Annotated in this window: 29 protein-coding genes and 2 pseudogenes; 26 read left to right on the plus strand and 5 right to left on the minus strand. The window is 56.5% G+C overall.

Features of this window, described 5'->3' with window-relative positions; all coding sequences use genetic code 11:
* Nucleotides 1-14 precede the first annotated feature (14 nt).
* The 13 genes and pseudogenes from AC3IUA_RS11730 (at nucleotide 15) to AC3IUA_RS11790 (ending at nucleotide 9,286) form a co-directional block, all read left to right on the plus strand.
* Nucleotides 15-467, plus strand: a complete 453-nt coding sequence (locus AC3IUA_RS11730; protein WP_489361045.1) for a HeH/LEM domain-containing protein — start codon at nucleotides 15-17, stop codon at nucleotides 465-467.
* A 10-nt stretch (nucleotides 468-477) separates the two neighbouring features.
* Entirely contained in the window at nucleotides 478-855 is a 378-nt protein-coding gene (locus tag AC3IUA_RS11735; RefSeq protein ID WP_489361046.1) for a hypothetical protein, read from the plus strand.
* A gap of 2 nt (nucleotides 856-857) precedes the next feature.
* Nucleotides 858-1,246, plus strand: a pseudogene (locus AC3IUA_RS11740) (hypothetical protein).
* Nucleotides 1,247-1,366: 120 nt separating this feature from the next.
* Nucleotides 1,367-1,678, plus strand: coding sequence for a hypothetical protein (locus tag AC3IUA_RS11745; RefSeq protein ID WP_489361048.1), 312 nt, complete (start codon nucleotides 1,367-1,369; stop codon nucleotides 1,676-1,678).
* Between the two features lie 87 nt (nucleotides 1,679-1,765).
* Complete coding sequence (locus AC3IUA_RS11750; RefSeq protein WP_489361050.1) at nucleotides 1,766-2,449, plus strand: hypothetical protein; 684 nt, start codon at nucleotides 1,766-1,768, stop codon at nucleotides 2,447-2,449.
* Nucleotides 2,446-2,862: a phage tail terminator-like protein gene (locus AC3IUA_RS11755; RefSeq protein ID WP_489361052.1), complete on the plus strand. Its 417-nt coding sequence runs from the start codon at nucleotides 2,446-2,448 to the stop codon at nucleotides 2,860-2,862. The genes AC3IUA_RS11750 and AC3IUA_RS11755 overlap by 4 nt, the downstream gene beginning before the upstream one ends.
* A 70-nt stretch (nucleotides 2,863-2,932) precedes the next feature.
* Complete coding sequence (locus AC3IUA_RS11760) at nucleotides 2,933-3,580, plus strand: phage tail protein (RefSeq protein WP_489361053.1); 648 nt, start codon at nucleotides 2,933-2,935, stop codon at nucleotides 3,578-3,580.
* Nucleotides 3,581-3,589: 9 nt separating this feature from the next.
* Nucleotides 3,590-3,973, plus strand: a complete 384-nt coding sequence (locus tag AC3IUA_RS11765) for a phage tail assembly chaperone (RefSeq protein WP_489361055.1) — start codon at nucleotides 3,590-3,592, stop codon at nucleotides 3,971-3,973.
* A gap of 47 nt (nucleotides 3,974-4,020) precedes the next feature.
* Nucleotides 4,021-4,293, plus strand: a complete 273-nt coding sequence (locus AC3IUA_RS11770; RefSeq protein ID WP_489361056.1) for a DUF1799 domain-containing protein — start codon at nucleotides 4,021-4,023, stop codon at nucleotides 4,291-4,293.
* Nucleotides 4,294-4,320: 27 nt separating this feature from the next.
* Nucleotides 4,321-7,365, plus strand: coding sequence for a phage tail tape measure protein (locus AC3IUA_RS11775; RefSeq protein WP_489361058.1), 3,045 nt, complete (start codon nucleotides 4,321-4,323; stop codon nucleotides 7,363-7,365).
* 3 nt (nucleotides 7,366-7,368) lie between these two features.
* Nucleotides 7,369-7,707 carry a phage tail protein gene (locus AC3IUA_RS11780; RefSeq protein WP_489361060.1) on the plus strand — a complete coding sequence of 113 codons (339 nt, stop codon included), beginning with the start codon at nucleotides 7,369-7,371 and terminating at the stop codon, nucleotides 7,705-7,707.
* Nucleotides 7,708-7,718: 11 nt separating this feature from the next.
* Nucleotides 7,719-8,471, plus strand: a complete 753-nt coding sequence (locus AC3IUA_RS11785; protein WP_489361062.1) for a phage minor tail protein L — start codon at nucleotides 7,719-7,721, stop codon at nucleotides 8,469-8,471.
* A 2-nt stretch (nucleotides 8,472-8,473) separates the two neighbouring features.
* A complete protein-coding gene (locus AC3IUA_RS11790) occupies nucleotides 8,474-9,286 on the plus strand; it encodes a C40 family peptidase (protein WP_489361063.1) in 813 nt (270 codons plus the stop codon).
* Here the strand turns inward: AC3IUA_RS11790 and AC3IUA_RS11795 are convergent.
* Complete coding sequence (locus AC3IUA_RS11795; RefSeq protein WP_489361065.1) at nucleotides 9,231-9,827, minus strand: hypothetical protein; 597 nt, start codon at nucleotides 9,825-9,827, stop codon at nucleotides 9,231-9,233. The two genes, AC3IUA_RS11790 and AC3IUA_RS11795, sit on opposite strands and share 56 nt — an antisense overlap.
* Nucleotides 9,828-9,920: 93 nt before the next feature.
* Nucleotides 9,921-10,154: a hypothetical protein gene (locus AC3IUA_RS11800; protein ID WP_489361066.1), complete on the minus strand. Its 234-nt coding sequence runs from the start codon at nucleotides 10,152-10,154 to the stop codon at nucleotides 9,921-9,923.
* 134 nt (nucleotides 10,155-10,288) lie between these two features.
* Here AC3IUA_RS11800 and AC3IUA_RS11805 point away from each other — a divergent pair, with 134 nt between their 5' ends.
* The 12 genes from AC3IUA_RS11805 to AC3IUA_RS11860 all read left to right on the plus strand — a co-directional run bounded on the left by AC3IUA_RS11805 (nucleotide 10,289) and on the right by AC3IUA_RS11860 (nucleotide 19,211).
* Complete coding sequence (locus AC3IUA_RS11805) at nucleotides 10,289-10,624, plus strand: hypothetical protein (RefSeq protein ID WP_489361068.1); 336 nt, start codon at nucleotides 10,289-10,291, stop codon at nucleotides 10,622-10,624.
* A 54-nt stretch (nucleotides 10,625-10,678) separates the two neighbouring features.
* Nucleotides 10,679-11,290 carry a tail assembly protein gene (locus AC3IUA_RS11810; protein ID WP_489361070.1) on the plus strand — a complete coding sequence of 204 codons (612 nt, stop codon included), beginning with the start codon at nucleotides 10,679-10,681 and terminating at the stop codon, nucleotides 11,288-11,290.
* 26 nt (nucleotides 11,291-11,316) lie between these two features.
* Complete coding sequence (locus AC3IUA_RS11815) at nucleotides 11,317-11,940, plus strand: hypothetical protein (protein WP_489361072.1); 624 nt, start codon at nucleotides 11,317-11,319, stop codon at nucleotides 11,938-11,940.
* A 58-nt stretch (nucleotides 11,941-11,998) separates the two neighbouring features.
* Nucleotides 11,999-15,637 carry a TipJ family phage tail tip protein gene (locus tag AC3IUA_RS11820; protein WP_489361074.1) on the plus strand — a complete coding sequence of 1,213 codons (3,639 nt, stop codon included), beginning with the start codon at nucleotides 11,999-12,001 and terminating at the stop codon, nucleotides 15,635-15,637.
* Nucleotides 15,638-15,645: 8 nt separating this feature from the next.
* On the plus strand, nucleotides 15,646-15,954 hold the full coding sequence (locus AC3IUA_RS11825; protein WP_489361075.1) for a hypothetical protein: 309 nt from the start codon (nucleotides 15,646-15,648) through the stop codon (nucleotides 15,952-15,954).
* Nucleotides 15,954-16,634 carry a hypothetical protein gene (locus AC3IUA_RS11830; RefSeq protein ID WP_489361077.1) on the plus strand — a complete coding sequence of 227 codons (681 nt, stop codon included), beginning with the start codon at nucleotides 15,954-15,956 and terminating at the stop codon, nucleotides 16,632-16,634. Before AC3IUA_RS11825 ends, AC3IUA_RS11830 begins: the two co-directional genes overlap by 1 nt.
* 65 nt (nucleotides 16,635-16,699) lie before the next feature.
* Nucleotides 16,700-17,215 (plus strand): hypothetical protein, encoded by a 516-nt coding sequence (locus AC3IUA_RS11835; protein ID WP_489361079.1) that lies wholly within the window; start codon nucleotides 16,700-16,702, stop codon nucleotides 17,213-17,215.
* A complete protein-coding gene (locus AC3IUA_RS11840) occupies nucleotides 17,215-17,550 on the plus strand; it encodes a hypothetical protein (protein WP_489361081.1) in 336 nt (111 codons plus the stop codon). The genes AC3IUA_RS11835 and AC3IUA_RS11840 overlap by 1 nt, the downstream gene beginning before the upstream one ends.
* The gene (locus AC3IUA_RS11845) at nucleotides 17,547-17,912 is read left to right on the plus strand and encodes a phage tail protein (protein ID WP_489361082.1); all 366 of its coding nucleotides are present in this window, start codon (nucleotides 17,547-17,549) and stop codon (nucleotides 17,910-17,912) included. Before AC3IUA_RS11840 ends, AC3IUA_RS11845 begins: the two co-directional genes overlap by 4 nt.
* Nucleotides 17,913-17,987: 75 nt before the next feature.
* Nucleotides 17,988-18,203 carry a hypothetical protein gene (locus tag AC3IUA_RS11850; RefSeq protein WP_489361084.1) on the plus strand — a complete coding sequence of 72 codons (216 nt, stop codon included), beginning with the start codon at nucleotides 17,988-17,990 and terminating at the stop codon, nucleotides 18,201-18,203.
* Between the two features lie 58 nt (nucleotides 18,204-18,261).
* Nucleotides 18,262-18,687, plus strand: coding sequence for a cell wall hydrolase (locus tag AC3IUA_RS11855; RefSeq protein ID WP_489361086.1), 426 nt, complete (start codon nucleotides 18,262-18,264; stop codon nucleotides 18,685-18,687).
* Nucleotides 18,684-19,211, plus strand: coding sequence for a lysis system i-spanin subunit Rz (locus AC3IUA_RS11860; RefSeq protein ID WP_489361088.1), 528 nt, complete (start codon nucleotides 18,684-18,686; stop codon nucleotides 19,209-19,211). Before AC3IUA_RS11855 ends, AC3IUA_RS11860 begins: the two co-directional genes overlap by 4 nt.
* A gap of 16 nt (nucleotides 19,212-19,227) precedes the next feature.
* Here AC3IUA_RS11860 and AC3IUA_RS11865 read toward each other — a convergent pair whose 3' ends face one another.
* Together AC3IUA_RS11865 and AC3IUA_RS11870 are read right to left on the minus strand one after the other, a co-directional pair.
* Entirely contained in the window at nucleotides 19,228-19,713 is a 486-nt protein-coding gene (locus AC3IUA_RS11865) for a hypothetical protein (protein WP_489361089.1), read from the minus strand.
* 398 nt (nucleotides 19,714-20,111) lie between these two features.
* A pseudogene (locus tag AC3IUA_RS11870) lies at nucleotides 20,112-20,807 on the minus strand (SOS response-associated peptidase family protein).
* Nucleotides 20,808-20,943: 136 nt separating this feature from the next.
* Between AC3IUA_RS11870 and AC3IUA_RS11875 the strand changes: the two are divergent.
* The gene (locus AC3IUA_RS11875; RefSeq protein ID WP_489361091.1) at nucleotides 20,944-21,240 is read left to right on the plus strand and encodes a hypothetical protein; all 297 of its coding nucleotides are present in this window, start codon (nucleotides 20,944-20,946) and stop codon (nucleotides 21,238-21,240) included.
* 1,042 nt (nucleotides 21,241-22,282) lie between these two features.
* Here the strand turns inward: AC3IUA_RS11875 and AC3IUA_RS11880 are convergent.
* Nucleotides 22,283-22,570 carry a hypothetical protein gene (locus tag AC3IUA_RS11880; RefSeq protein ID WP_489361093.1) on the minus strand — a complete coding sequence of 96 codons (288 nt, stop codon included), beginning with the start codon at nucleotides 22,568-22,570 and terminating at the stop codon, nucleotides 22,283-22,285.
* Between the last annotated feature and the right edge of the window lie 355 nt (nucleotides 22,571-22,925).

The following is a 22,925-nucleotide window of genomic DNA, read 5'->3' on the forward strand; positions in this document are numbered from 1 at the left end:
AAACGGAGAAAGACATGAAAGTCATTTATACCGACAAGCCGGGCGATGAACCTGGTGTCTGCTATCGCCTAGCCGACGAGTTCTTCGGTGTCATCAGTTCCGCAACCAAGGTAATTGTCGACGGCGACTTCCCTCACATCACTGCCGCCTACCAGCGCGCAGGTATTACGGTAGATGACAGTAAGCAGCCGGCAACTCTGCGCGAGGATGGCCCAACGGCCGCCGAGTTTGTGGCTGCAGGCTATCAGGCGAGCGACTACCCACCTGAAGGCTATGCCTCTCGCAGCACAGCGGAAGAAGTGGCGGATGCTCTGAAGGCGCAGGTCCCTGGCGTCAATGACGGACCCGAGACCGACCCTCTCAAAATGAAGGTCGCCGATCTGAAAGAGTGGCTTACCGGCAAGGGTGTCGAGTTCGACGCTTCCGCGAAGAAAGAAGACCTGCTGGCCCTGGTGCCGAAGGAATAAGGACAAACACATGACCGATTTCATCACCGTTACCGACGCTGACGCGCTGCTGGGTCCTGGCTGGGCTGGCACCGGTGATCCGGTCCTAGCTGTAGCCATGGCCAATGCCTGGCTGACGGCCAAGATCAATCGCCCTGTTGCCGATCCGACCCCTGATGCCGTGAAGCTGTCCGGCGCCCAGGTCGCCAAGGAGGCGGCAGCGGGTAATCTGTACAAAAGCACGCAGAAGGAAGTGCTGAGCAAGACGGTATCCGCTCAATCCGGCACTTCGGTAAGCAAGACCTATGCGTCGGGCTCTACTGATCTGTCAGCCGGCGAGAACTTCGCTTTGGCGCTGCTGGCACCGTGGATCAAGCGATCCGGCGTGATGATGCTCAAAAGGATCTGACCATGGGTATGCGAGAAGAGATCCAGGTCGAACTGGCCGAGGCATTCGATGACCCTGATGGCCTGGCGGACACGGTAAAACCTGTCACCGGCATCCGGAAAGTGAAAGGTGAGTACGACCCAGAGATTGGCGGCTCGCTGGAGGTGATCACCACCTACGCCGGGCGCGGCGTGTTCGGCAGCTACCTAGACAAGGAAGTCGATGGCACGCTGATCCTGACCACAGATGAAAGGTTGTTGGTGCTGCAAAATGAATTGTTCATCACTTTCTTGGGCACGCCAACGGCGGTTATGGCAGCGCCTAAAATCGGCGACATCATCGGCGGGAACGCGCTTTGAATGTCAGCCAGGATCCGGCCGGCGCTACCTGGACAGTTCAGCTCAGGGTTTGATTAGGGAATTATGCCGGCAAGGAGATAGCTACTTCGCTCCGATACGGGCCTTGATGTGTAGACAAAATGAACTCGTCGTAATAGCGTTGTGCCTTAACTTTCCAGCTGTGAGCGAAGTATATGGATATGCGCGGCATCGTTTCGTTGGTTGGCATAGTGGCTTTCTTTTCAGCTGCAGCGTATGCAGACACCGACGTAAAAAAAGAGATCATTGATCGGTGCAAGTCACAGATGGGGACTTACGGATCTGCAATGGTGAAGGCTTGCGTTGATCAAGATCTAGATGCTGTAGCAGGCATCAAGCAAATCCCCGATGAGTACAAGCCGACAGTAGCGCGCTGCATGAAGCAAATGCGCCAATATGGATACGCCATGGTTAAAGCTTGTGCTGATCAAGATATTGAGGCGGAGAAAGCCCTCAACGAATACTGAGCTAGATTATGTGACTCCCTGGGGCTCGCCTAGGAGCATCGGGAAATCAATCCCGCCCTCTAAAACCCGCCATTGAGCGGGTTTTTTATGTCAGCTGCTCCTGTGGAGTTCATCGTGTCTTCCAAACACTCAAGTCAGTCCGGCAGCTTCGCGCTGAGCCTGGCCGAGTTCGCTGCCGAGGCCACCGAAGCCATCGACGCCAGCCTGCGCGAAATCATCATCGAGCTCGGCAGCAGCGTGATCCGCATGTCACCGGTGGGCAACCCTGAAATCTGGGCGGCAAACGTCGCTCACCGTGAGGCGAATACCCGGGCTGCCGATGACTACAATTTCAAGGTCGCCATTCGCAACACAGTCATCAACCTGACCGATACCAACTTCACCAAGACCGGCAAGCTCAAGCGAGGTGTGAAGTACGCCAAGCCGCTGACCAAGACCGAGCGCGACCAGAACTTCAATGTGAACGGGCTGGTCGCCGGCAAGGACTACGTAGGTGGCAGATTCCGGGCCAACTGGCACCTATCGCTGGATACCATTGAAAGCGTCACGTTTGACGAGGTTGATCCGAGTGGACAAGAGACGATCGCAGCATTGGTTTCAGCTGTCAGCGACTTCACCGCCGGCCAGGTTGCCTACCTGATCAACAACCTGCCATACGCCATACCACTTGAGTTCGGGCATTCGACCCAGGCGCCCGGCGGCATGGTCCGCATCACAGTGGCCCGCTTCCAGCAGATCGTCGATGAAGCCATCAGGAACAACCAGATATGAGCCACAAGATCATCCGGTCCTTGCTCGAGGCGCGTCTCTTGGACTGGTCGAAGACGAAGGCCCCAGTCCTGCGCATCGCCTACCAGAACGTGAGCTTCACGCCAGCGGCAAACGAGACTTACCTTCGAGCATTCACGCTCCCGGCCGGTACCGACAGCAATGACCTTGCTGGCGAGCATCGGCTCTATATCGGCGTGTTTCAGATCACGATAGTGACGCCTGTAGGCACAGGGCCGGGCGCTGCAGAGGCGCTGGCCGACGAACTCGCCGCGCTGTACCCGCTGAATGATCGGCTGACCAAGACGGGATTCGCCGTCCAGGTAATGACGCCGATCGAGCCTGGCCCCGAGCAGCAAGAAGACACAGCATTTGCTTTACCGGTCTCGTTTCAGTACCGGGCCGACACCTTCTAACCCCGCCCGTTGGGCAACCCCTGAACCCGCCATAGAGCGGGTTTGTCATTTCTGCAAAGAGGAAAAACCCATGAGCGTCAAGATTCCCAACGGCACCACGTTCGAGATCGCGGCCACGTTGAGCCTCGCGAAACCCTTCACCGCCATCAGCAACGCCAAGCCAGCGGTGCTCACAGCAACTGCCCACGGCCTGGCCGATGGCGACGTGATCGTAATCGATTCCGCCTGGGCGAAACTGAACGGCCGCCCGGCCCGCGTCATCGACTCGGAAACTGGCGAGTTCGCGGCGGAAGGCGTAGACACCACCAGCGTGAAGAACTACCCGGCCGGTTCCGGTGCGGGCAAGGTCCGCTCTGCTTCTGGTTGGACGCAGATCGCGCAAATCACTGAGCCGGCGGCCAACGGCGGCGAGCAGCAGTTCCTCACCTACGGCTTCCTTGAAGACGACGACGACCGTCAGCTGCCTACCAACAAGTCGGCCAGCAGCATGACTCTGCCGGTCGCTGACGATCCGGCCCAGGCGTATGTCGCGATCGTCGAGGCGGCGGACGAAGACAAAGAGCCTCGCCTGGTCCGTGCAAACCTCCCGGGCGGTGCGACCATTTACTACTACGCGTACGTGTCGATCACCGCGACCCCGACGCTGAGCCGCAACAACATCATGACGCGGACCATCACTCTGTCGTTCGCCTCCCGCCCAACTCGCTACAACGCCTAAGGGGCTCCCATGCCGAAGTTTTCCATCGCGCCGAAGCCGACGTTCACCGTCGACGTGGCCATCCCGCAGGTGGGCGGTAAACCAGCAATGGTGCCGTTCACTTTCAAGTACCGCGACCGTACGGCCCTGGCTGAACTGTTTGATTCCTGGAAGGCAAAAGCGGAAGCCATCGGCGAGCGCTTCATGGGCACGGAGCCGACCCTCGTAGACGTGACCGCGGCTGAAGTTGAGCAGGGCGTCGATCAGATCAAGGACCTGGTCGTGTCTTGGGGCTTCGACGACAAGCTCAATGACGATTCAATCACTGCCCTGGTGAAGAGTTGTATCGGCGTGTCGGATGCCGTGGTGAAGGCGTACAGCGAAGCCTTCGGCAAGGCCCGATTGGGAAACTGACAGCCGCTGCCCGTGCGCTATACCAGTCCGATGGTTCAGCCGAGCAGATGGCCTTGTTCGGATTCTCGCCAGAGGACTACGACGAAACCTTCGAAGTCTGGCCGGACAACTGGAAGACCTTCCTCGTCATGGATTCGATGGGGACTCAGTGGCGTACAGGCGCATGCGGCGCGACCGGCCTTGATTACGGCGTATTACCCGATGTGATGAAGCTCGTCGGCGTCCCTGCGAAGGATCGCCCCCGTGTGTTCCAGGACATCCGCGTAATGGAATCGGAAGCTATCGCGGTTATGGCCGAAGTCCGTGACAACAGCCCGTGAAGACGGGCACTTATTCAAGGCGAGTCGATGAACATTGCAGAGCTCGGCATTAAGGTCGACTCGGCTGATGCTGCCCAGGCTGCAACCGATCTCGAAAAGCTGACCAAGGCAGGCGATCGGGCTGAGCAATCTGCCTTCGGCCTAATGAAGGAAATGGAGGCGCTCGAGAAGTCGCTCTCCACTGGCGCCAAGACCACGCAGGAACTGGCGAAACAGCGTGAGAACCTGACGAAGCTGACCAAAACCGGCGCCTACGGTGAGGCTGAGTTCACCAAGATCACCGCGCAACTCGACAAACAACAGGCGGCACTGGTCAAGTCCACGCTGGACGAACAGAAGGCGTTGAACAGTCTGCTCGGCGCCCTTGACCCGGTCCGAGCATCGATGGCCAAACTCGACACGCAGGTCGAGGATCTGGGCAAGCATCTGGACGCCGGCCGAATCAGCCAGGACCAGTACAACTCGGCGCTGGGCAAAATCGACGGCAACTATGCGGCGCTGGAGAAGACAGCCACCGGATTCGACAAGCTGCGACTCGGCAGCCGCCAGGCGCAGGAAAACGTCGTTCAGCTCGGTAACGCCTTATCATCTGGCGACTGGGGCAGCGGCGTTCGCGCTGTTGCTCAGCTGGGTGCTGGTGCAGGCGCTTCGGCTACGGGCTTGCTTGCAATCCTTGCTCCGATCGCACTGGCCACTGCCGCCGTCGGCGCTCTGGCTGTTGCCTATTACAAGGGCAGCGAAGAGCAGGATGCGTACAACAAGGGCCTGGTGCTCACCGGCAACGTCGCTGGCGTGTCTTCCGGGCAGTTGGGCGAAATGGCGCGGCAGGTTAGCGCTACGGTGGGCACCACTGGCCAAGCCGCTCAAGTACTAGCGCTGCTGGCCGGCAACGGCAAGATCGCGGGTGAGAGTTTCACCGGCATCACCCAGGCCGCCGTTTCCATGCAGGAAGCGACCGGCAAGGCTGTCAGTGAAACCGTCACCGAGTTCTCGAAGCTTGCCGACGACCCGGTGAAGTCATCTGCCGCACTGAACGAGCAGTATCACTACCTGACCGCCTCGGTTTACTCGCAGATCGCAGCACTGGAAGAGCAGGGTGATCACGCAGGTGCTGTGAAGCTGGCGACCGAGCAGTACGCGGATGCGATCAACGAGCGCACGCCAAAGATTCTCGAAAACCTGAGCTTTTGGGAAAAGGGCTACAACGCCGTCGCCCGGGCTGCAGATGGCCTGAAGAACATTGGCCGGCCAGATATCGATGCTGATATCGAGCAGGCCCGGCGCAATCTCGCGTCGGCCCAATCCGGCGATGTCGGCTTGTTCCAAAACCAGAAAGAGATGGTCGAGGTCTACAGCAACCAACTCAACATGCTGGAGGATCAGAAGGCCGCGGCAGCCGACATCGCCAAATACGAAGGTGAACAGGCAAAGGCGCAGCAAAGCGCAGTTGTCGCGATGTCGAAAGTCGATGCGATCACCAAGTCCTCGCTGACCAACGAACAGAAACGTGCTGAGGCAATCAAGGACTACAAGAAAAGCCTGAATGACATTCGGAAGGTCAACCCGAACGACTCCCGGCTCGATCCGGCAGCAGTCGCCAAGAACATGGCGAACCTCAATGACAAGTTCAAGGATCCCAAGGCTACCGCCGGCAGTGTCGACCTGACCAGCTTCAATAGCGCGAAGAACGTGCTGGCCGAAACCTTGACCTACTACAAGAACGCCGACAAGGAACTCGAGGCATCACAGCGCGCCGGGGTTATCTCCCAGGCCAGCTACACCGAGCAGCGCATCAGCCTGTTGAAGCAGCAGTCGGAGGAAATTGCCCAGGGCTACGAGGCTGAGATCTCGGCGCTTGAGGCTGCCAAGACCAAGAAAGGTGCCAGTGCAGCGCAGATCATCCAGATTGACCAGAAGATCGCCGATGCACGCACGGCGATGGTCAAGGCTCAGCAGGACACGGACAGCCAGCTCTCGATCATCGCCACCAACGAAGACGGCCGACTGCGTAAGCAGACTCTGACGGTCCAGACCTACACCAATGCCTTGCAGCAGCAAGTCGACACTCTGCGTCAGCAGGGCATGCGTGCTGCGTCAGGGTTTGGCCAGGGTGACCGGCAGCGCGGCCTGACGGATCAGCAGAACGCCATCGACGATCGCTTCAACTCGCAGAAGCTCGACCTGGCCAACCAGTACGGCGATGGCTCCCGCGGCATGAGCCTCGATGAGTACACCGCCAAGCTGGGCGCCCTCAAAGCTACCCAGCAGGATCTGCACGACACGACGCTCAGCAACTACGACCAGATGACTGCGGCCCAGGGTGACTGGAGCGCCGGCGCGTCTTCGGCCTGGCAGAACTATCTGGAGTCGGCAAGGGATGTGGCCGGGCAGACCAAAAGCCTGTTTAGCAACGCCTTTAGTTCGATGGAAGACGCAGTCGTCAATTTCGCCATGACCGGGAAGTTCTCGTTCGGCGACTTCACCAAGTCGATCCTGGCCGATATGGCGAGGATTGCCACGCGGCAGGCTGCATCTGGCTTGCTCAGTTCCCTTGTGGGGCTGGGCGTATCCGCCGCTGGTGTGTACTTCGGCGGCGGATCCACCCCAACTTCGGCGGGCTCCACGTCGGCGGGCTATAGCCCTGATGCACTGGCTGGCTGGTCAGGCGTTGCCCAGGCAAAGGGTGGCGCCTGGTCTGGCGGTGTGCAGATGTTCGCCGACGGAGGAGCCTTCACCAACTCCATCGTCAGCAAGCCAACAGCGTTCGGCATGGCCAACGGAAAGACCGGTGTCATGGGCGAGGCCGGGGAAGAAGCAATCATGCCCCTGACCCGGACTGCCAACGGCAAGCTCGGCGTGATGGCGATGGGTGGAGCTGGCGGCACAAGCATCAGCCTCAGCATGCCGATCATGGTGATGACCGACGAAGAGTCAGGCCGGCCTGATGGCGCAGAGCTTGATACTGAACTGCTTCAGAGAAACATGGCGGAGCGGATGCGCGTCGTCGCGAAAGAGGAAATCGCTAAGTCTTGGCGCCAGGGCGGAACGAGCTATCGACAAGTGAAGGGATGATCTATGGCACTTGAAACATTCACCTGGCAGATCGAGAAGGGCGCCTCGGGCGACATTACCCAGCGGGTGCGCTCCAAGCAGTTTGGCGACGGTTACAGCCAGACTGTTTCTGACGGCATCAACAACAAGCAGCAATCTTGGCCCTACAGCTACACCGGGGCCAAGGAGCGGATCAAGGACATCATCACCTTTCTTGATCGCCACAAGGGCGCGAAGGGTTTTCTCTGGACGCCGCCACTTGGCGAGCTCGGTCTGTACAAATGCAACGGCTACAAGCCAATCCATAAGGGCGGCAACGTCTACACCCTGACCGCCACCTTCGAACAAACCTTCCATCCTTAAGGGAAACCCTGATGGCATTAATCGCGGACATCCAGAAGCTGGAGCCCGGCGGGGAAGTGCGGCTGTTTGAAATCGACGGCAGCGAGTACGGAGCGGACATCCTGCGCTTCCATGCTCACGCAATCCCTCACACACCCGCTGAGCTACTGGCATACGAGGGATCGGCCGAGGAGCTGCCGGCCAAATCAATCTGGTGGCAGGGTAACGAATACGCGGCTTGGCCAGTGCAGATCGAAGGCATTGGCGCCGACAGCAACGGTACCGCGACAAGACCTGTGTTCAGCGCTGGCAACGTCAACGGGCGGATCACCGCCCTGTGCCTGGCCTTTGAGGATCTGCTGAAGTTTCAGCTGACGGTTCGCGAGACTCTGGCCCAGTACCTGGATGCGGTGAACTTCCCAGACGACAACCCGACGGCCGACCCGACACAGGAGGCGCTGGAAATCTGGTACATCGACCAGAAGACCGGCGAAGACGGTGAGGTTGTGCAATGGGAGCTGTCTTCGCCGGGCGAGATCGACAATCACGGCTTGCCCGGGCGCCAGATGACGACTTTCTGCCATTGGGCCATGACTGGCGGTTACCGCGGCCCGAATTGCGGCTACACCGGCTCGGCCATGTTCGATGACGACGACGCCCCGACTGGCGATCCGAGCAAGGACGAGTGCAAAGGCGGGCTGAAGTCCTGCAAGTTGCGCTTCGGCGAGAACAACGAACTCAACCACGGCGGGTTCCCCGCAGTTTCCCTCATTGCTCGGAGCTGACCATGCGCAAGTACATCCTGAGCGCGATGCACGCTCACGCGGCAGCCGAGTACCCGAAAGAGGCCTGCGGTCTGCTACTGGCTATCGGCCGAAAGCAGCAGTACTTCCCGTGCCGCAACACCGCAACTGAGCCGAGCGAAGAGTTTCGGATTGATCCGGAGGACTACGCCGCTGCGGAAGACGTAGGCGAGGTAATTGGCATTTTCCATTCGCATCCGGACGCCACCAGTCGACCGTCACCGCGGGACCTGGCCGTGTGCGAGGCGACAGTATTGCCCTGGCACATTCTGAGCTGGCCGGAGGCGGACCTTCGCACCATCACCCCAACCGGCGATACGCCGCTGCTGAAGCGTCCATTCATGCATGGGGCCTGGGATTGCTGGCAGGTCTGTGCGGATTGGTACAAGCGGCAATGGGGGGTGGAGTTCGAAGCCTTCCAGCGAGAAGACGGCTGGTGGGAAAGTGCTGGGAGCGCCAGCCTATACGAGACCAATTACGAAGCCGCCGGCTTTGTGAAGGTCGACCAGCCGCAGCGCGGCGACATGATCGTCATGGCTGCCGGCCGGACGGTCCACCCGAACCACGCGGGGATCTACCTCGGTACCGATCCGGCACTGCCGGGTGAATCGTCTGACGTATTCGGCCCCGGGCCTTTCCTATTGCACCACCTATATGGGCGACCGTCTGAGGTGATCGTATTTGGCGGGCCATGGCTGGAGCGCACGCGCCTAATTCTTCGTCACCGAGACGCGAAAAAAACTATTCGCACGAATAGGTTGGATCAGTGCGGACAAGAGCTGCGGCGGCTCTCGTAAAGTGGTAGATATTCTTCCCGCTAGGGTTCTTGTCAGGCCTTAGCAGCCCGAGCTCAACCAGGGTTCGAAGATCATCCAGAAGGAACTGCTGATCCTCTGTATCAAATGAGCCTCCTTGACCATCAAGTGCCTGAAGAATTACGAAGCCTTGTAACGGAAGCTCAAGAATTTTGCTGGCACCACAGGCATCAAATTGCCTGAGTATGCTCAATGATTGTTTAGACAGTGTTGTTTCAGGCTTCAATCCCTGACTGACATCAGCGAACCCCTCAAATGTGCTTGCAAATGATGCGAGCGCGGAGTCGATCTTAGAAAGGACTGCAGCAAGGGCTACATTCTGTTGGTTGAGGATTGACTTTATGCCAATCGAAGTGACCTGGTTTGCTTGGATTAGTCCTTTGAGTTCTTCATGGTTTGTTTCAGCCAGCCAAGTCATAAACTCTTCAAAATCTTTACCTTTTTCGGTATCTCTACCCGATTTAAATTGGCCAATGAGCCCGACTAAGGATGCGAAAGTGGTCGCGCCGGTGAGTAAATCCATCGTTGTTAGCTCCGTTTGTGCGCGCCGAGATTGGCGCTATCCCCGTCCTTGGGCTTGCAGGCAAAGGACTGGGGAATCCGTTGCGTGTGGTGGTTAGTCGTTCCAGTCGCGAACTATGTAGAGGTTTGGAGTGCCATTATGCCCGCGCATCCTGAACTCAAAGATTGCAGAGTCAGAACCGAACGCGTTGTGAAAGCGAATGGTTCCATTCCATGGGTCTTTTCCGGAAAGACTGATGCTCGGATCGCCTAAGTCGGGATACCGCTTGGCTATAGCTTCCTCAAGAGCGGCTCGTTCATCTTGTGGCATTACTAAATGTTTGGTCACGGAGACTTCCTTGAGTATGACTGATGGCGGGAAGCTACTATCGAACATTGCTTTATCGCTACTGGGCTTTCGTCCACGCTGGATGCCTGCACAGTACCGCGCTACAGTCGCCACTTTCAGGATGAGGAAGAATCATGCGGATTTTGATAGGGGCGGTAGCGGTGGCGTTGGCGGCGGGGTGTTCGACATCAGGCCTGGAGCAGGATAATCCTGCCTTTTCTGGGCAATCCAAGAAGGCACCACAGCAGTTTGCACGCTGCCTTGCCCCTAAGTGGCAGGAGATCAACCCGTCCACCAGCTCCATCGAGACGGAGTCAGGCTACAAGATCGCAGCATCAGCAGCGTTTTCAGGTGTTGTCGCGCTGGCGGTTGTTGATCGGTCTGGACCAGGGTCGGCGGTTCGGGTGTTCCTGCCGATGGACTGGGCCGGAACAAATGGCTGGAAAGATGCAGCCAAAGCTTGCATCTAAAGTAACAAAAACATCACCGCCTCCGGGCGGTTTTTTTATAGCTGGAGAAAAAGCATGTCTGCACTTGCGATCAACTACCAACCTATGACCACCATTTTGCTTTACGGGCAGCTACGGCAGTTTGGGCGCTCGTTCAGGCTTTCGGTGCGGTCTCCGGCTGAAGCCATCAAGGCGCTGTGCGTCCAGATATCAGGCTTTGAGCGATTTCTTTCGAATGCAAAATCACGTGGGCTTGAGTTCGCCGTGTTCCGAGGGAAGACCAATATCGGGGAAGATGAGCTCGGATTTGGCGGAGAAGGAGACATCCGTGTTGCGCCAATTATTGCAGGCAGTAAGCGCGGCGGCGTGCTCCAGACGATTGTTGGCGCAGTGTTGATCGTTGCCGGCATCATGGTAACGGGCATGTCGTTTGGCGGGGCTGCGCCTTTTGGTGGGGCAATGATCTCCGGGGGGATTGGTCTCGTCGCCGGCGGCGTCATCCAGATGCTCAGCCCGCAAGCCAAGGGTCTGAAGACCAGCGCAGCGCCCGAGAACACCCCTGGCTACTCCTTTGGTAGCGCCAAGAACACCACGGCATCCGGCAACCCGGTACCGCTTTGCTACGGCCATCGCCGTTGGGGTGGGGCAATCATCAGCGCTGCGATCTATGCCGAAGACAAGGTATGATTTGACTTTTTAGAGTTGAGTTGAACATGGAAGCTAAAAAGTTTTTTAGGGGCGCAGCAAACCATCTTTCAAGAGCAAGAGATCTTTTTACGACGGCACAAACAAAGCAGGACTATTATTTTTATTGTGCTCTCGAGCTGAGATTCGGAATAGAGTCTAGGCTTCGAGAGTATCTACAATATCAAGAACATGTGACTGCAAAGAAAAAAAATGGTTGGCAGATCGCTGCATTGGGAAAAGAAGTAGAGTTGGCGTTTTCGGGTTGTGTTCAAGAGGTTCGTATAGAGGTTTGGTCTGGTGGGTTTCCAATGGTGCGGTGTAAGTATACTCCCGTTACTCCTGAATTACGCCATATCGGCGAACAGTTAGGTAACTACCTTCATGCACCTAAAAGCGAAGATCTCCGAGAGTTGGGACAGTGGGAGGACTTTGAGTCTAAGCTCGATTTAGGGTTAAAGCTTTTGACTTACTCTTGCAGTGGTAATTTACTTGGTGTTCCATTAGTGGGGCCAGGTACGAAGGTAGGTATTAAAACTGGACGTATGAATTTGAGTATTTCATCAGAGTACAATGAAGTAATGAAAGAGCTTTTTAGGCAAAATAAAGAAATTGCGTTTAAAGTTAGTTGCGCCGATCCATTAGTTCAGTAGATATTGATATTGTTCAAAAGCCCACTCCGAGTGGGCTTTTTTTCGCCTGGAGGAAAGTATGGGCGCAGCAAAACTGCTCGACATTTACGGGGCCAAAGGCGGCTCGGATAAGCCCAAGACCCCAACTGAAGCGCCTGACAGCCTGCGCTCGGTGGCCGTGGCCAAGATCCTGATCGGCGTGGGTGAGGGTGAGTTCGCTGGCCTGCCGACTGCGCAGGAGATCTTTCTCGACAACACGCCGCTGCAGGACCCGCAGGGCAACATGAACTTCCCGAACGTGAAGTGGGAGTTCCGCAGTGGTTCGGTCGAGCAGGATTACATCCAAGGCATCCCCTCGGTGGAGAACGAAACCTCCCTCGGCATTGAGCTGCGCAGCGGCACGCCCTGGGTGCGCGCCATCAACAACATCGATTTGTCGGCTGTGCGCCTGCGCTTCGCTTGGCCAATGCTGCAATCGGTGGACTCAAACGGCAACGTCAACGGCTACCGGATCGAGTACAAGGTCGAGGTCGCAACTGATGGCGGCGCCTATCAGCAAGTGCTGAGCGAAGCCGTGGACGGCAAAACCACCAGCACCTACGAGCGCACCCGCCGTATTGATCTACCGGCAGCCACTAGTGGCTGGCTGATCCGCGTCACTCGTATCACACCAAACCAGAACAACAACAAAATCGCCGACATCATGAACATCGCCGGCTTCACCGAGGTGATCGACGCGAAACTGCGTTACCCGAACACGGCATTGCTCTACATCGAGTTTTCGGCTGAGCAGTTTCGCAACATCCCGGCGGTAACGATCAAGTGCAAGGGCCGAAAACTTCAGGTGCCAAGCAACTACAACCCAGACAACCGAAGCTACAGCGGGATCTGGGACGGTACGTTCAAACAGGCGTGGACCGATAACCCGGTCTGGATGACCTACGACATCACCGTGAGCGACCGCTTTGGCCTGGGCCGCCGGATCAAACCGTGGCAGGTCGATAAGTGGGAGTTGTACCGGATCGCCCAGTACTGCGATCAGCTGGTACCGGACGGGAAGGGCGCGCAAGAACCGCGCTTCATCTGCAACCTGAACCTGCAAGGCAAGGCTGATGCCTGGTCGCTATTGCGCGACATCTCCGCAATCTACCGAGGCATGACCTATTGGGCCCAGGGCCAGGTCTTTTCTCTGGCCGACATGCCGCGCGCGACTGACTTCGACTTCGCCTATACCCGGGCCAACGTCATCGATGGCAAGTTCAGCTACTCGAGCGCATCGGAACGCACCCGGTACAGCCGTGCCCTGATCAGCTACGACGACCCGGCGAACAACTACGACACTGACGTCACGTCGGTAACTGACCCGAAACTACAGCGCCGCTATGGCGACAATCCGCTGGAGCTCAGTGCGATCGGCTGCACCCGGGAATCGGAAGCTCAGCGCCGCGGTAAGTGGGCACTACTGACGAACTCCCGAGATCGCGGCATATCCTTTAAGGTTGGCCTCGATGGCCGTATCCCGCTGCCTGGCTATGTCATCCCTGTGGCGGACGAGCTGCTGGCGGGCCGCGCAGTTGGCGGCCGGATCTCCGCGGTGGCCGGGCGAGTCATCACGTTGGACCGCGACACCCAGGCCAAGGCCGGCGACCGGCTGATCCTGAACCTGCCCAGCGGTAAGTGCGAAGCGCGCACCGTGCAATCGGTCAGTGGCCGCGCCGTGACGGTGACCACCACTTATTCCGTCGCGCCTGAGCCTCAGCTTATCTGGGCATTGGATGCCGACGACCTGGCCATCCCGCTGTATCGCGTCACCAGCGTTTCGCGGCCGGAGCCTGGCGTCTTTGAAATCACCGCGATTCAGTACGACCCGAGCAAGTTCGCGCACATCGACACCGGCGCGCGCCTGGAAGAGCGTCCAATCAGCGTGATTCCGATCAGCGTCGTTCCGGCGCCGGCCAGTGTTACCCTGACTTCGAATTCAGTCACTGCCCAGGGCCTGGCCGTCACTACCATGACCATCGCCTGGCCGTCCGTACCAGACGCCGTGGCGTATGACGTGGAATGGCGCAAGGACAATGGCAACTGGATCAAAGTCCAGCGTACTGGCGCACTGGGCGTAGACGTCATCGGCATTTATTCCGGTGCGTACCTGGCCCGCGTCCGCGCGGTGAGCTCCTTCGAGATTTCTTCGATCTGGAAAAGCTCGAACCTGACTCAACTCAACGGCAAGGAAGGTTTGCCACCGTCGGTTTCGTTCCTGACTGCTACCGCACTGCTGTTCGGTATCGGCCTCAAGTGGGGATTCCCTGCTGGCGCCGAGGATACCCAGCGCACGGAGATTTGGTACGGGCCGACACCCAGTCTGGAAGCTGCGACCAAACTGGCTGACTTGGCATATCCGCAAGCCGATTACTCGATGCAGAGCCTGCTGGCGGGCGCGCAGTTCTTCTTCTGGGCGCGCCTGATCGACCGGACTGGCAACGTCGGTCCGTTCTATCCAGTCGGCAACGGGGTGGTGGGCCAGGCCAGTGCGGATGCCGGCCCGATCCTTGATCATATCGCCGGCCAAATCGGCGAGACGGAACTTGGCAAAGACTTACTAGACCGTATCGAGCTGATCGATGGCAATGGCCCGGGCTCTGTTAACGAGCGGATTGGCGAACTGCAAGACGAGATCGGTGATCTTGTCGATGCGCTCGAATACGACCCAGCCAAGGCCTACCTGCAGGACGATGCGGTGCGGCAAGGGCAGCGTCTCTATCAGGCGAAGATTGCCGTGCCTGCGGATGCGGGCGGCGCTAATGCCCCTCCGAACGCCACCTACTGGCTGGACATTGGCCAGTCTGTGAAGACGGCCAACGGCCTTGCCGCTCAAGTCTCCCAGCACACCGCGAGCATCGAGGAGGCTGAGGACGCCATCACCGCCCAAGCGATGCAACTGGACGCGGTAAAGGTGGTAGTGAACGACCCGGTCACCGGCGTGACGGCTACGGCTTCCGGATTGAACTCTCTGGAATCGACGGTCGAGACGATTGACGGCAAGGTCAATACCGTTTCGACCAAGCTGGACGGCGTTTACGCACAGGTGAATCCAGCTCTTGCGGGCGATAACGCCGGGTACGCTGGTTCGGCGCAGATCTATGTGGGCGTCTGGTCCGAGCAATCTGCGCGGATCGAGGACGGGATTGCGACCGGGAAGAAGATAGACACCGTGCAGGTGTCGATCGACAACACCACCGCGACGGTTCAGCAGGTCAGTCAGGCGCAGGTAGCACTGGACGGCAAAGCCTCGGCCATGTGGTCGGTAAAGCTGCAGATCAACTCGCAAGGGCAGTACGTCGCGGCCGGCATTGGGCTCGGCATCGAGAACACCGCCGCCGGCCTGCAAAGTCAGTTCCTGGTCAGTGCCGATCGGTTCGCCGTGGTGAACGGGATCAACGGGACACTGTCTTCGCCTTTCGCGGTGCAGGGCGGACAGGTGTTCATCAACCAGGCCTTCATTCAGGACGGGGCGGTCACCAATCTGAAGATCGGCCAGGTCATCCAGTCGGACAATTACGTCGCCGGTCAGACCGGATGGATTCTGCACAAGGCGGGAATCATGGAGTTTAACGGTACGGTTGCCGGTGGCGGTCGTCTGACGATCACTAACAGAGCGGTGAAGGTCTACGACGCGAACGGGGTATTGCGGGTGCAGTTGGGAGATCTCACAGCATGAGTCATGGGATGAGGATATGGGGCGCCGACGGGGCGCTCCAGGTGGATGAAAACTCTTTCACCATGCGCGTGGTGCTTTCCACCCTGGTCACGTTCTCGAATGCCGCGAAGACCAATCAGGACTTCGCGGTACCGGGAGTGGGCCCCGGGAATGGTTCGGCAATCGTTGTACCTAATGGCACTTACGGTGCCAATGCCCTGCAGTTTGAAACCGAATTGCTCGATGGCGTGGCCAGGGTCTACAACCACACGCGCGGATTTGCGGCCAGCACCATCTCAAGCGGAACGATGCGACTGATCGTGATGAGGTTCAACTAATGGCGTTCGGGCTGAAGTTCACGAATAACAGCAACACGGTGGTGCTCGACTCCGAATACTCCAGGCTGGTGGTCATTTCGTCAGGGCGTTTTGCCCCGACGGAAGAATCCGGCTTGGGGTCGACGACTTATTTCACCACCCCTGTAACGTCCCAGGAGCCGCCGCTGGTGTTTGTCAGGCCGGACACGGTCAATGCGGTGGCCGGTCTTTGCTTGATGCGCCTCATCGGCTCTGCCGGTAATTGGACTGGCTTTTATGTAAGGGCCTACGACGTGAATACTGCCCAGCCCAATGGTCGATATTTCGTTGCAGCGTTTACGGCGCAGCCAGTCGCTGCTTTCGGCATGCGATTGTGGGATGGCGCATCCAAGTTGATATTTGACTCGGGTACCCCTTGCGCCAGTTTTACGCGGGCGTTTCAGAACTGGAACTATGTGAGATACGACACCACCACGCAGGGGCTGACGCGCATTTACTACAGCGTGCCGTTCAACTTTCCTCAGAATGAATACATGCTGATTAATACCTTCGGCATGGATATGACTTCCGGAGGCGGAATCGGCCGACGCTTGTACTGTTTGTGGGACTTCCCGAATGCAACGATGTCCGCCATCACGGTTGCGGCGTCAAACCCGTTTGCGTTTTTCCTCCCTGCCGTCTTTGCAAAGATGAGTTCGTAACCAACGAATATTGCCTCGAGCCCGCCCAGTGCGGGTTTTTTATTGCCCTAATTAAGGAAAGCCAAATGGCGAAGCAGACGATTGTGCTCGGCACCGCGCCGACAGGGGTTGGCGGAGATACGGCGCGAAGTGCAAACATTAAGGTGAATGCTAACTTCGATGAGGTTTATCTAAATTTTTTTCAAAAGTCCCATATCCTGGGCACGGTTTCCCAATCCGGTGGCGTTGCAACCGGCGCCATTATTGAGCAGGGCTACAACGTAAACGGTAATTACACAATGTGGGCGGACGGAACGCTTATCTGTTCAGGATTTAGAGACCTTGGCGCGCAAACCTTCACCTCTACGGGCACTGCTGCTGCACTTTTTTACACTGGGGCGTTCAGCCAAACCTATGCAAAACCATTTATAGGGTTGCCTAGAACTAACTTGTCTGTTCTCTCTAGTGATGGTTTGTGCTGGTCTACTCAGGGTTCTACCTTGCCCGGAACTGCCGTTTCTCAAGGCTTTTACATATTCAGTTTGTCAGCCGCATCTAAAGCTCTATCCCTAACTTACATGGCTATAGGAAGGTGGTTCTAATGCGTATCAAACTGTCCCCTCAACGTCGAGACGACACTTTAGAAGTGATACGCGTCGGAAGCGTGCTAATAGTCAACGGGCAAGTATTCGATTTTACGTCAATGAGGGACGGCGACACCTTGCCTCGCTCTGCCATAAATTCAGAATGGTTCGTTGATAACGTTGACAATGAGAACGGCGAATTAATCCTAACTCTTCTGTTCCCAAATCCATGGAACTATAGCCGTGCGCAGGCGTTCCCGGCCGACCTGATCAATGTGCCGGATGGCTCGGTAGCGTTTCCGCTGTCACTGCCAGACGTCCCTGCTGTGCCAATGCTCGAGGAGCAGGTATGAATATCGACTGGAACCAGCTCATCACCAAAGCCATGAAGGATGCTGCCGTGCTGGCCGCGCACATTGCCGAGATGAAAGCCGATCTTGCAGCACAAAATGCCAAGGCAGTAGCGCAGATCGCCCGCATCCAGGATCGCGTCGACACGCTCGGTTACGGCATAGATGCCGGCGAAGCAACCGAAGAAGACGAAGCCGAGCAGGCCGCGCTGATGCTCAACCTGAAAGCCTGGAAGACCTACAAGTTCGCCCTGGGCAAGGTGACTGCCAAGGCATCATGGCCGGCGAATCCAGAGTGGCCGGCCGAGTCAGTAACCCCGGTGATCGCGGCCGATCCCGAGGCTATCGCCATCGAATTGATCTAGCGCAGCAAATGCACAACGCACCCGCCATTGAGCGGGTTTATTTTTGCCCAAAATTTGAAACCGGAGATACACCCCATGCCTTTCATCGTCATCAATTCCAGCAACGCTTATGACCCCGCCAATCAAGTCGAATACGCAACCGCTGAAGAAGCAGACGCCAAAGCTCGCGAGATCGTGACCGCACAGCCGCAAGCTGTTATCCGCACCGCGCAGCTGATCAACACCTACAACGCGAAGGTGACCGTGATCGCGAAGCCCGTACCTGAGGTCGTTGCTGATCCTGCCATCTGATTGCTGAGCGTTTCCTAATGCCCGCCATGTGCGGGCTTTTTTTCGTCTGGTGAAAAGTATGACTACAACCGAGAAAGACCGGGACATCCTTGCGCGCACGCTGTGGGGCGAGGCCCGCGGAGAAGGGTTGGCTGGACAGATCGCGGTAGCCTGGACAATCCGCAACCGTGTGAACGATGGTAGTGCCAAGTCCTGGTGGGGCGAGGGCTATGCCGGTGTGTGCCTGAAGGCCTGGCAGTTCAGCTGCTGGAACAAGAACGATCCGAACTTCGGTTACTTGAGTGGCGCCAAGCCGATCCCCGCCGGGCAGTTCGCCCAGGCGCAGAGAGCCGCTGATCAGGTAATCGGCGGTACCGTGCCTGATCCTACCGGTGGTGCGACCCACTATTACGCGACGACCATGCCGAAGGCTCCGGTCTGGACTGTGGGAGCGAAGCAGACGCTGAAGCTCGGGCATCACGTCTTTTTCAGGGATGTGCCGTGAGTCCTACAGCGCTGAAGCTGTCAGTAGTGTTTGGCCTGGCCCTGTTGCTGCTGACGGCTGGCGCGGCGTGGAAGGTTCAGGACTGGCGATACGGCAATCAGTTGGCCGAGCAGGACGGCCTGCACCAAGCCGACCTGACCACCATCAGCAACGCGGCCGCCGCCCAGGTGCGTGCCGATCAGGACAAGCGTCTGGCCTTGGAGCAGCGCCTGTCAGCCAGTGAACAATCCCACTACAAGGAACTGAGCGATGCTCAAACCAGTCAGGCTCGCCTACGCGATCGCCTTGCCACTTCTGATCTGCGGCTGTCAGTCCTTCTCGACGCCACGGATTCAGCCGGCGGTTGTTCAGTGCCAGCCGGTACCGAAGCCGGCGGCGTGGTTCATGGAGGAGCGCGCGCCCGACTTGACTCAGCGCATCCTCAACGAATTATCAGAATCACTGCAGACGGCGACCAAGTAACGATTGCGCTTGCTGCGTGCCAGACGTATATCAAAAAATGTTACAGGAGACTGAATAATTAGAAAGCTGATATTGAGTTCAGTGTGCGAAATGTGGGGGGATATGGCCCTGGAGAACTTCCCTGATGAACCTTCTTATTATGATAAGCGTACTTTCTTTGTCCTCTTTGTCTTTAAATTCTGCGTCGCGAAAGACGGGGGTGCATTCATCGTAATCAAATTCATCTAGTTCCCAAATGTCTGGTTCTTCAGTCGTTTGTTTGGATATTTGATAAAACGTGCGCTGCATTTCCATTATGCAATATTCAACTATACGAACTCTAGATTTCTCGCTGTTGTTATGTGTTATCCAGTCGTTGGCTCCCCTGCTATATCTTTTGCAGTCATCTAGCTGTTTGTTTTGCATTGTTGGGTTTTCTATTGAAATTGTCTTAGTTATACATTCATCGAGTGCGTCAAAAGCATCGGCAACAGGTCCTTGGATAATCGATCTAATGTTGCGGGCTGATTTGGCGTTAGGAGCCGTTTTATTTGCGGTATAATCTATTAAAAAGACTCTTTCCACCGTGTTGATTTGCTGGCTTCATATAGATCTCTTTTTTCCGATATCGACTTTTTTGTTTCTTTATTACGAATTGCACGTATGAGGTTTTTCGCTCCAATTAACTGGTCTGTGGCTGACTCGACTAACTTTTTGGCTGTTTGAGTTCTTGATTCAATTGTGCGTTTGTATTCTGCCTATTCATCAAAGTGTCGAGCTATCGAGCCGCCGATGAGTATGGTGAATATAAAACCAACACAGAGTGTTGTGAGGGGATGTCTAAGAAGAGAAAACAGCTGCTCCCATCGGCTGCTTTTAGCACGGGATTCTGGCCGGATAGGGCGTCCTGCTCGCATATTGCCTCACGGAAAATTAGCAATGCTTATTGCAAGTTTAGAAGAAAAATGATGTGGAGGGGGGCATTAGATTGCGTTCTCGTAAGCCCAAGGTTTGATAATCACCGGCCCCTGATTACGCACATTGCCGATAGCCCGATCGACCTTGAACCACTCGAAGGTCTCGGAAGGCTCTCCCTGCAGTAGCACCATCTGCTCAACGCGCTCTTTGGGCATGGCAGGGTCGAGCCATTCCCGGGCCAGTTCGGGGTTCAGGACGACCGGTCGGCGATCGTGGATGTCCACCATGCCGCCGGCCGAATCGGCAGTGATGATCACGAAACCGTCATACTCGCTGGGTGCGTGGTCGCCGGTCGGAAACTGGCCGATTGAGGCGCAGAAGGCAGGGCCACCATCTCGGCGCCGGATAAGGTAGGGCTGTTTCTTGGGGCCACCTTCATCGACCCACTCATACCACCCGTCGATTGGCGTAATGGCGCGGTGTGGCCAGATCGCTCGGTAGAATGGGCTATGCGCTACCTTTTCGACTCTGCCGTTCGGTTTCGCTGGCCGGTCGGTTGCCCAATGCGGTCGCCAACACTACCTGACCAGGTCGGCGCGCAGCGTGTCGCCTTCCTGGCGAAAGAGGGCGACCCTTGTTGTAGGTGCGACGTTGTACTGCTCGAGCGGCTGGTCGCCGACGGTGTTGACCAAAGCATTGGGCATGCTCAGCGCCGCCACGAAGTCGTGGATACCACGGTACTGGGAAAGTCTTCCGCACATTGGCGAGTCCTCCACTTGAAACATCAGCTTAGCTGGTCTGGCATTACGATGGATGACTACGAACCGACGAACTGATGGTTTCAATCTAGAAGCTAACTCGTAAAATGCTGTATTTATATACAGTATTGAGCAAGCCATGTACTTCCTGATTACCCGAATGAGAGAGAAGGGCGTAGCCAGGCCCCAGAAAGAAATACGCTTTGCGGTACCGCTTCGTGGCGACATCAATGTGCGCAATGAGATGTGCGAGCAGCTGAACAGGACGAGCGACGTTGCCAGGGTCAAGTCGGGCATGCCGCTTGATCCGGAACCGTTGCCGCCACTGTTCGATGCAATCCTCTCGGGAATGGCGACCGGTGCTTTCACGCTGAGTGGTATCGAGGAAATCGACGGCTGCCTCTATGCGCAGTCGTGGTGGTGCAGGCCTGCTTGATGGGATGGTGTTCATTCGGCAGGATGCCGGGGAGGGGATTATTCTTGTACCAATTTTTTGTACCACTGTATGCGTTAAGCAGGTTAAAACCGGGTATCCCAAAGTAAGGAAGTGCCCGGTTTCATTGGCCCTGAGTACCTTGCCTTACCCCTTGAGAATCGCGGTGTAATTCTGTTCCAGCAGAAACCCTCGCATTCGTTGACCGCTCCTGGCCTAGAAACAAATTTACGCCGACAAAGTCCTGACAGGCTCGATCAACTACAGGAAGTGGCTCCATGAGAGGAACCCCTTTAATAGCTTACGCAGGATGTCCCCAAAGGACTTGGAGTACAGGTTGTGTACTGATAACCGGAGGAATTCTGGCTAGCTCGGACATTCCGATCATAGGTATCTCGTTGTCCTGCTGCCTTTACTGCGAATCCATTGCATATTTCTGCAGAGGGAGGTGCCTCATCACTAAAAACAATACGTATTAGCTGTTCCATCCGTTGAGCATCAAAGGTGTATGAGTGCATTGATTGTTCAGTACGGGTCTTGCCATAGGCAGCCAAAACAGGATCCATTTCCCCCTGCCTACCACAGATATCATAAACTGCCCACTGGTACGCATGAGCCTGATACTGATTGCTTGGCATAGCGGGTGGAGGTGTAGAAGCACAGCCTGCAACCAATGCTAATGCCAGCAGTCCTAACGATTTTCTGAGCATGGAATCCTATCCAAGATTGGTGGGACCATAGAATAGCTTGAGCAAGCTACACGCTTCCATCTTTGAAACCACAGAACTAGGGCAGATGGATTGTCATGAGGTGACTGTCTGCTATCGGAAACTAACAGTTGATCGCTCCGACCTCATCTGGCGATGGAAAGGCCAATTTTTAGCGGAGTGTGGAAATTCGTATTGGCAGGACGCCGGGAAGGGAGACTACTGTAGGAATATACAACGCTAAGTTATTGATTCTTATAGGGTGATGTGGCGGTTTTGTACCTCTCCAGAAACACTACTTTTCCCTTGTTTATCAATAGCTTGTATCGGCCTTGGGGTCACCTTGACATGGTGGGGGGCAATGGCAATATCCAGTGATCAAGTCCGAAACCGCGCCGCACTAAATTATCGCGACAAGAGTTGATTACTGATTCAAGGCTGTTCGCATCTGAAAACTGTTTTTTCAGTAGCTCTTTTACAGTTAGCGCTGGCTCATCAGAGCTATCGAACACTCGAAATCGTACACGTTCGCCATAGTCCCAGGGCTCAGCTACACAGCGCAGCGGGGCGAATGCCGAGATTATGATTAGAGCAGCGTTTTCTGCAGTGAGGTGAGAACGGGTCATGGAAGCTCCTACGATGCTTGTGCCGAAGGGATTGGCAGGATGCTTAGAGGGGTGAAGCCCGTACCAATTTTTGTACCACTGACCGTGTAAAGCAGGTTAAAACCGGGTATTCCAAAGTAAGGAAGTGCCCGGTTTCATTGGCCCTGAGTACCTTGGCTTACCCCTTGAGAATCGCGGTGTAATTCTGCTCAAACGGAATTAGGCCAGTTGCTGCCTGTTGTGAGGGGCTGCAATCGACCCACTATGGTCATTCGAAATTGCCCACATTATGTGACGGCTTCAAAGCAGCAATCGGACGCAGGGTGTGATTCGTTAGCATCGGCGGCGCATCCGTGCTCAATCGCGCGGAAACCGA

The sequence above is a fragment of the Pseudomonas sp. KH_050 genome (assembly GCF_057838875.1).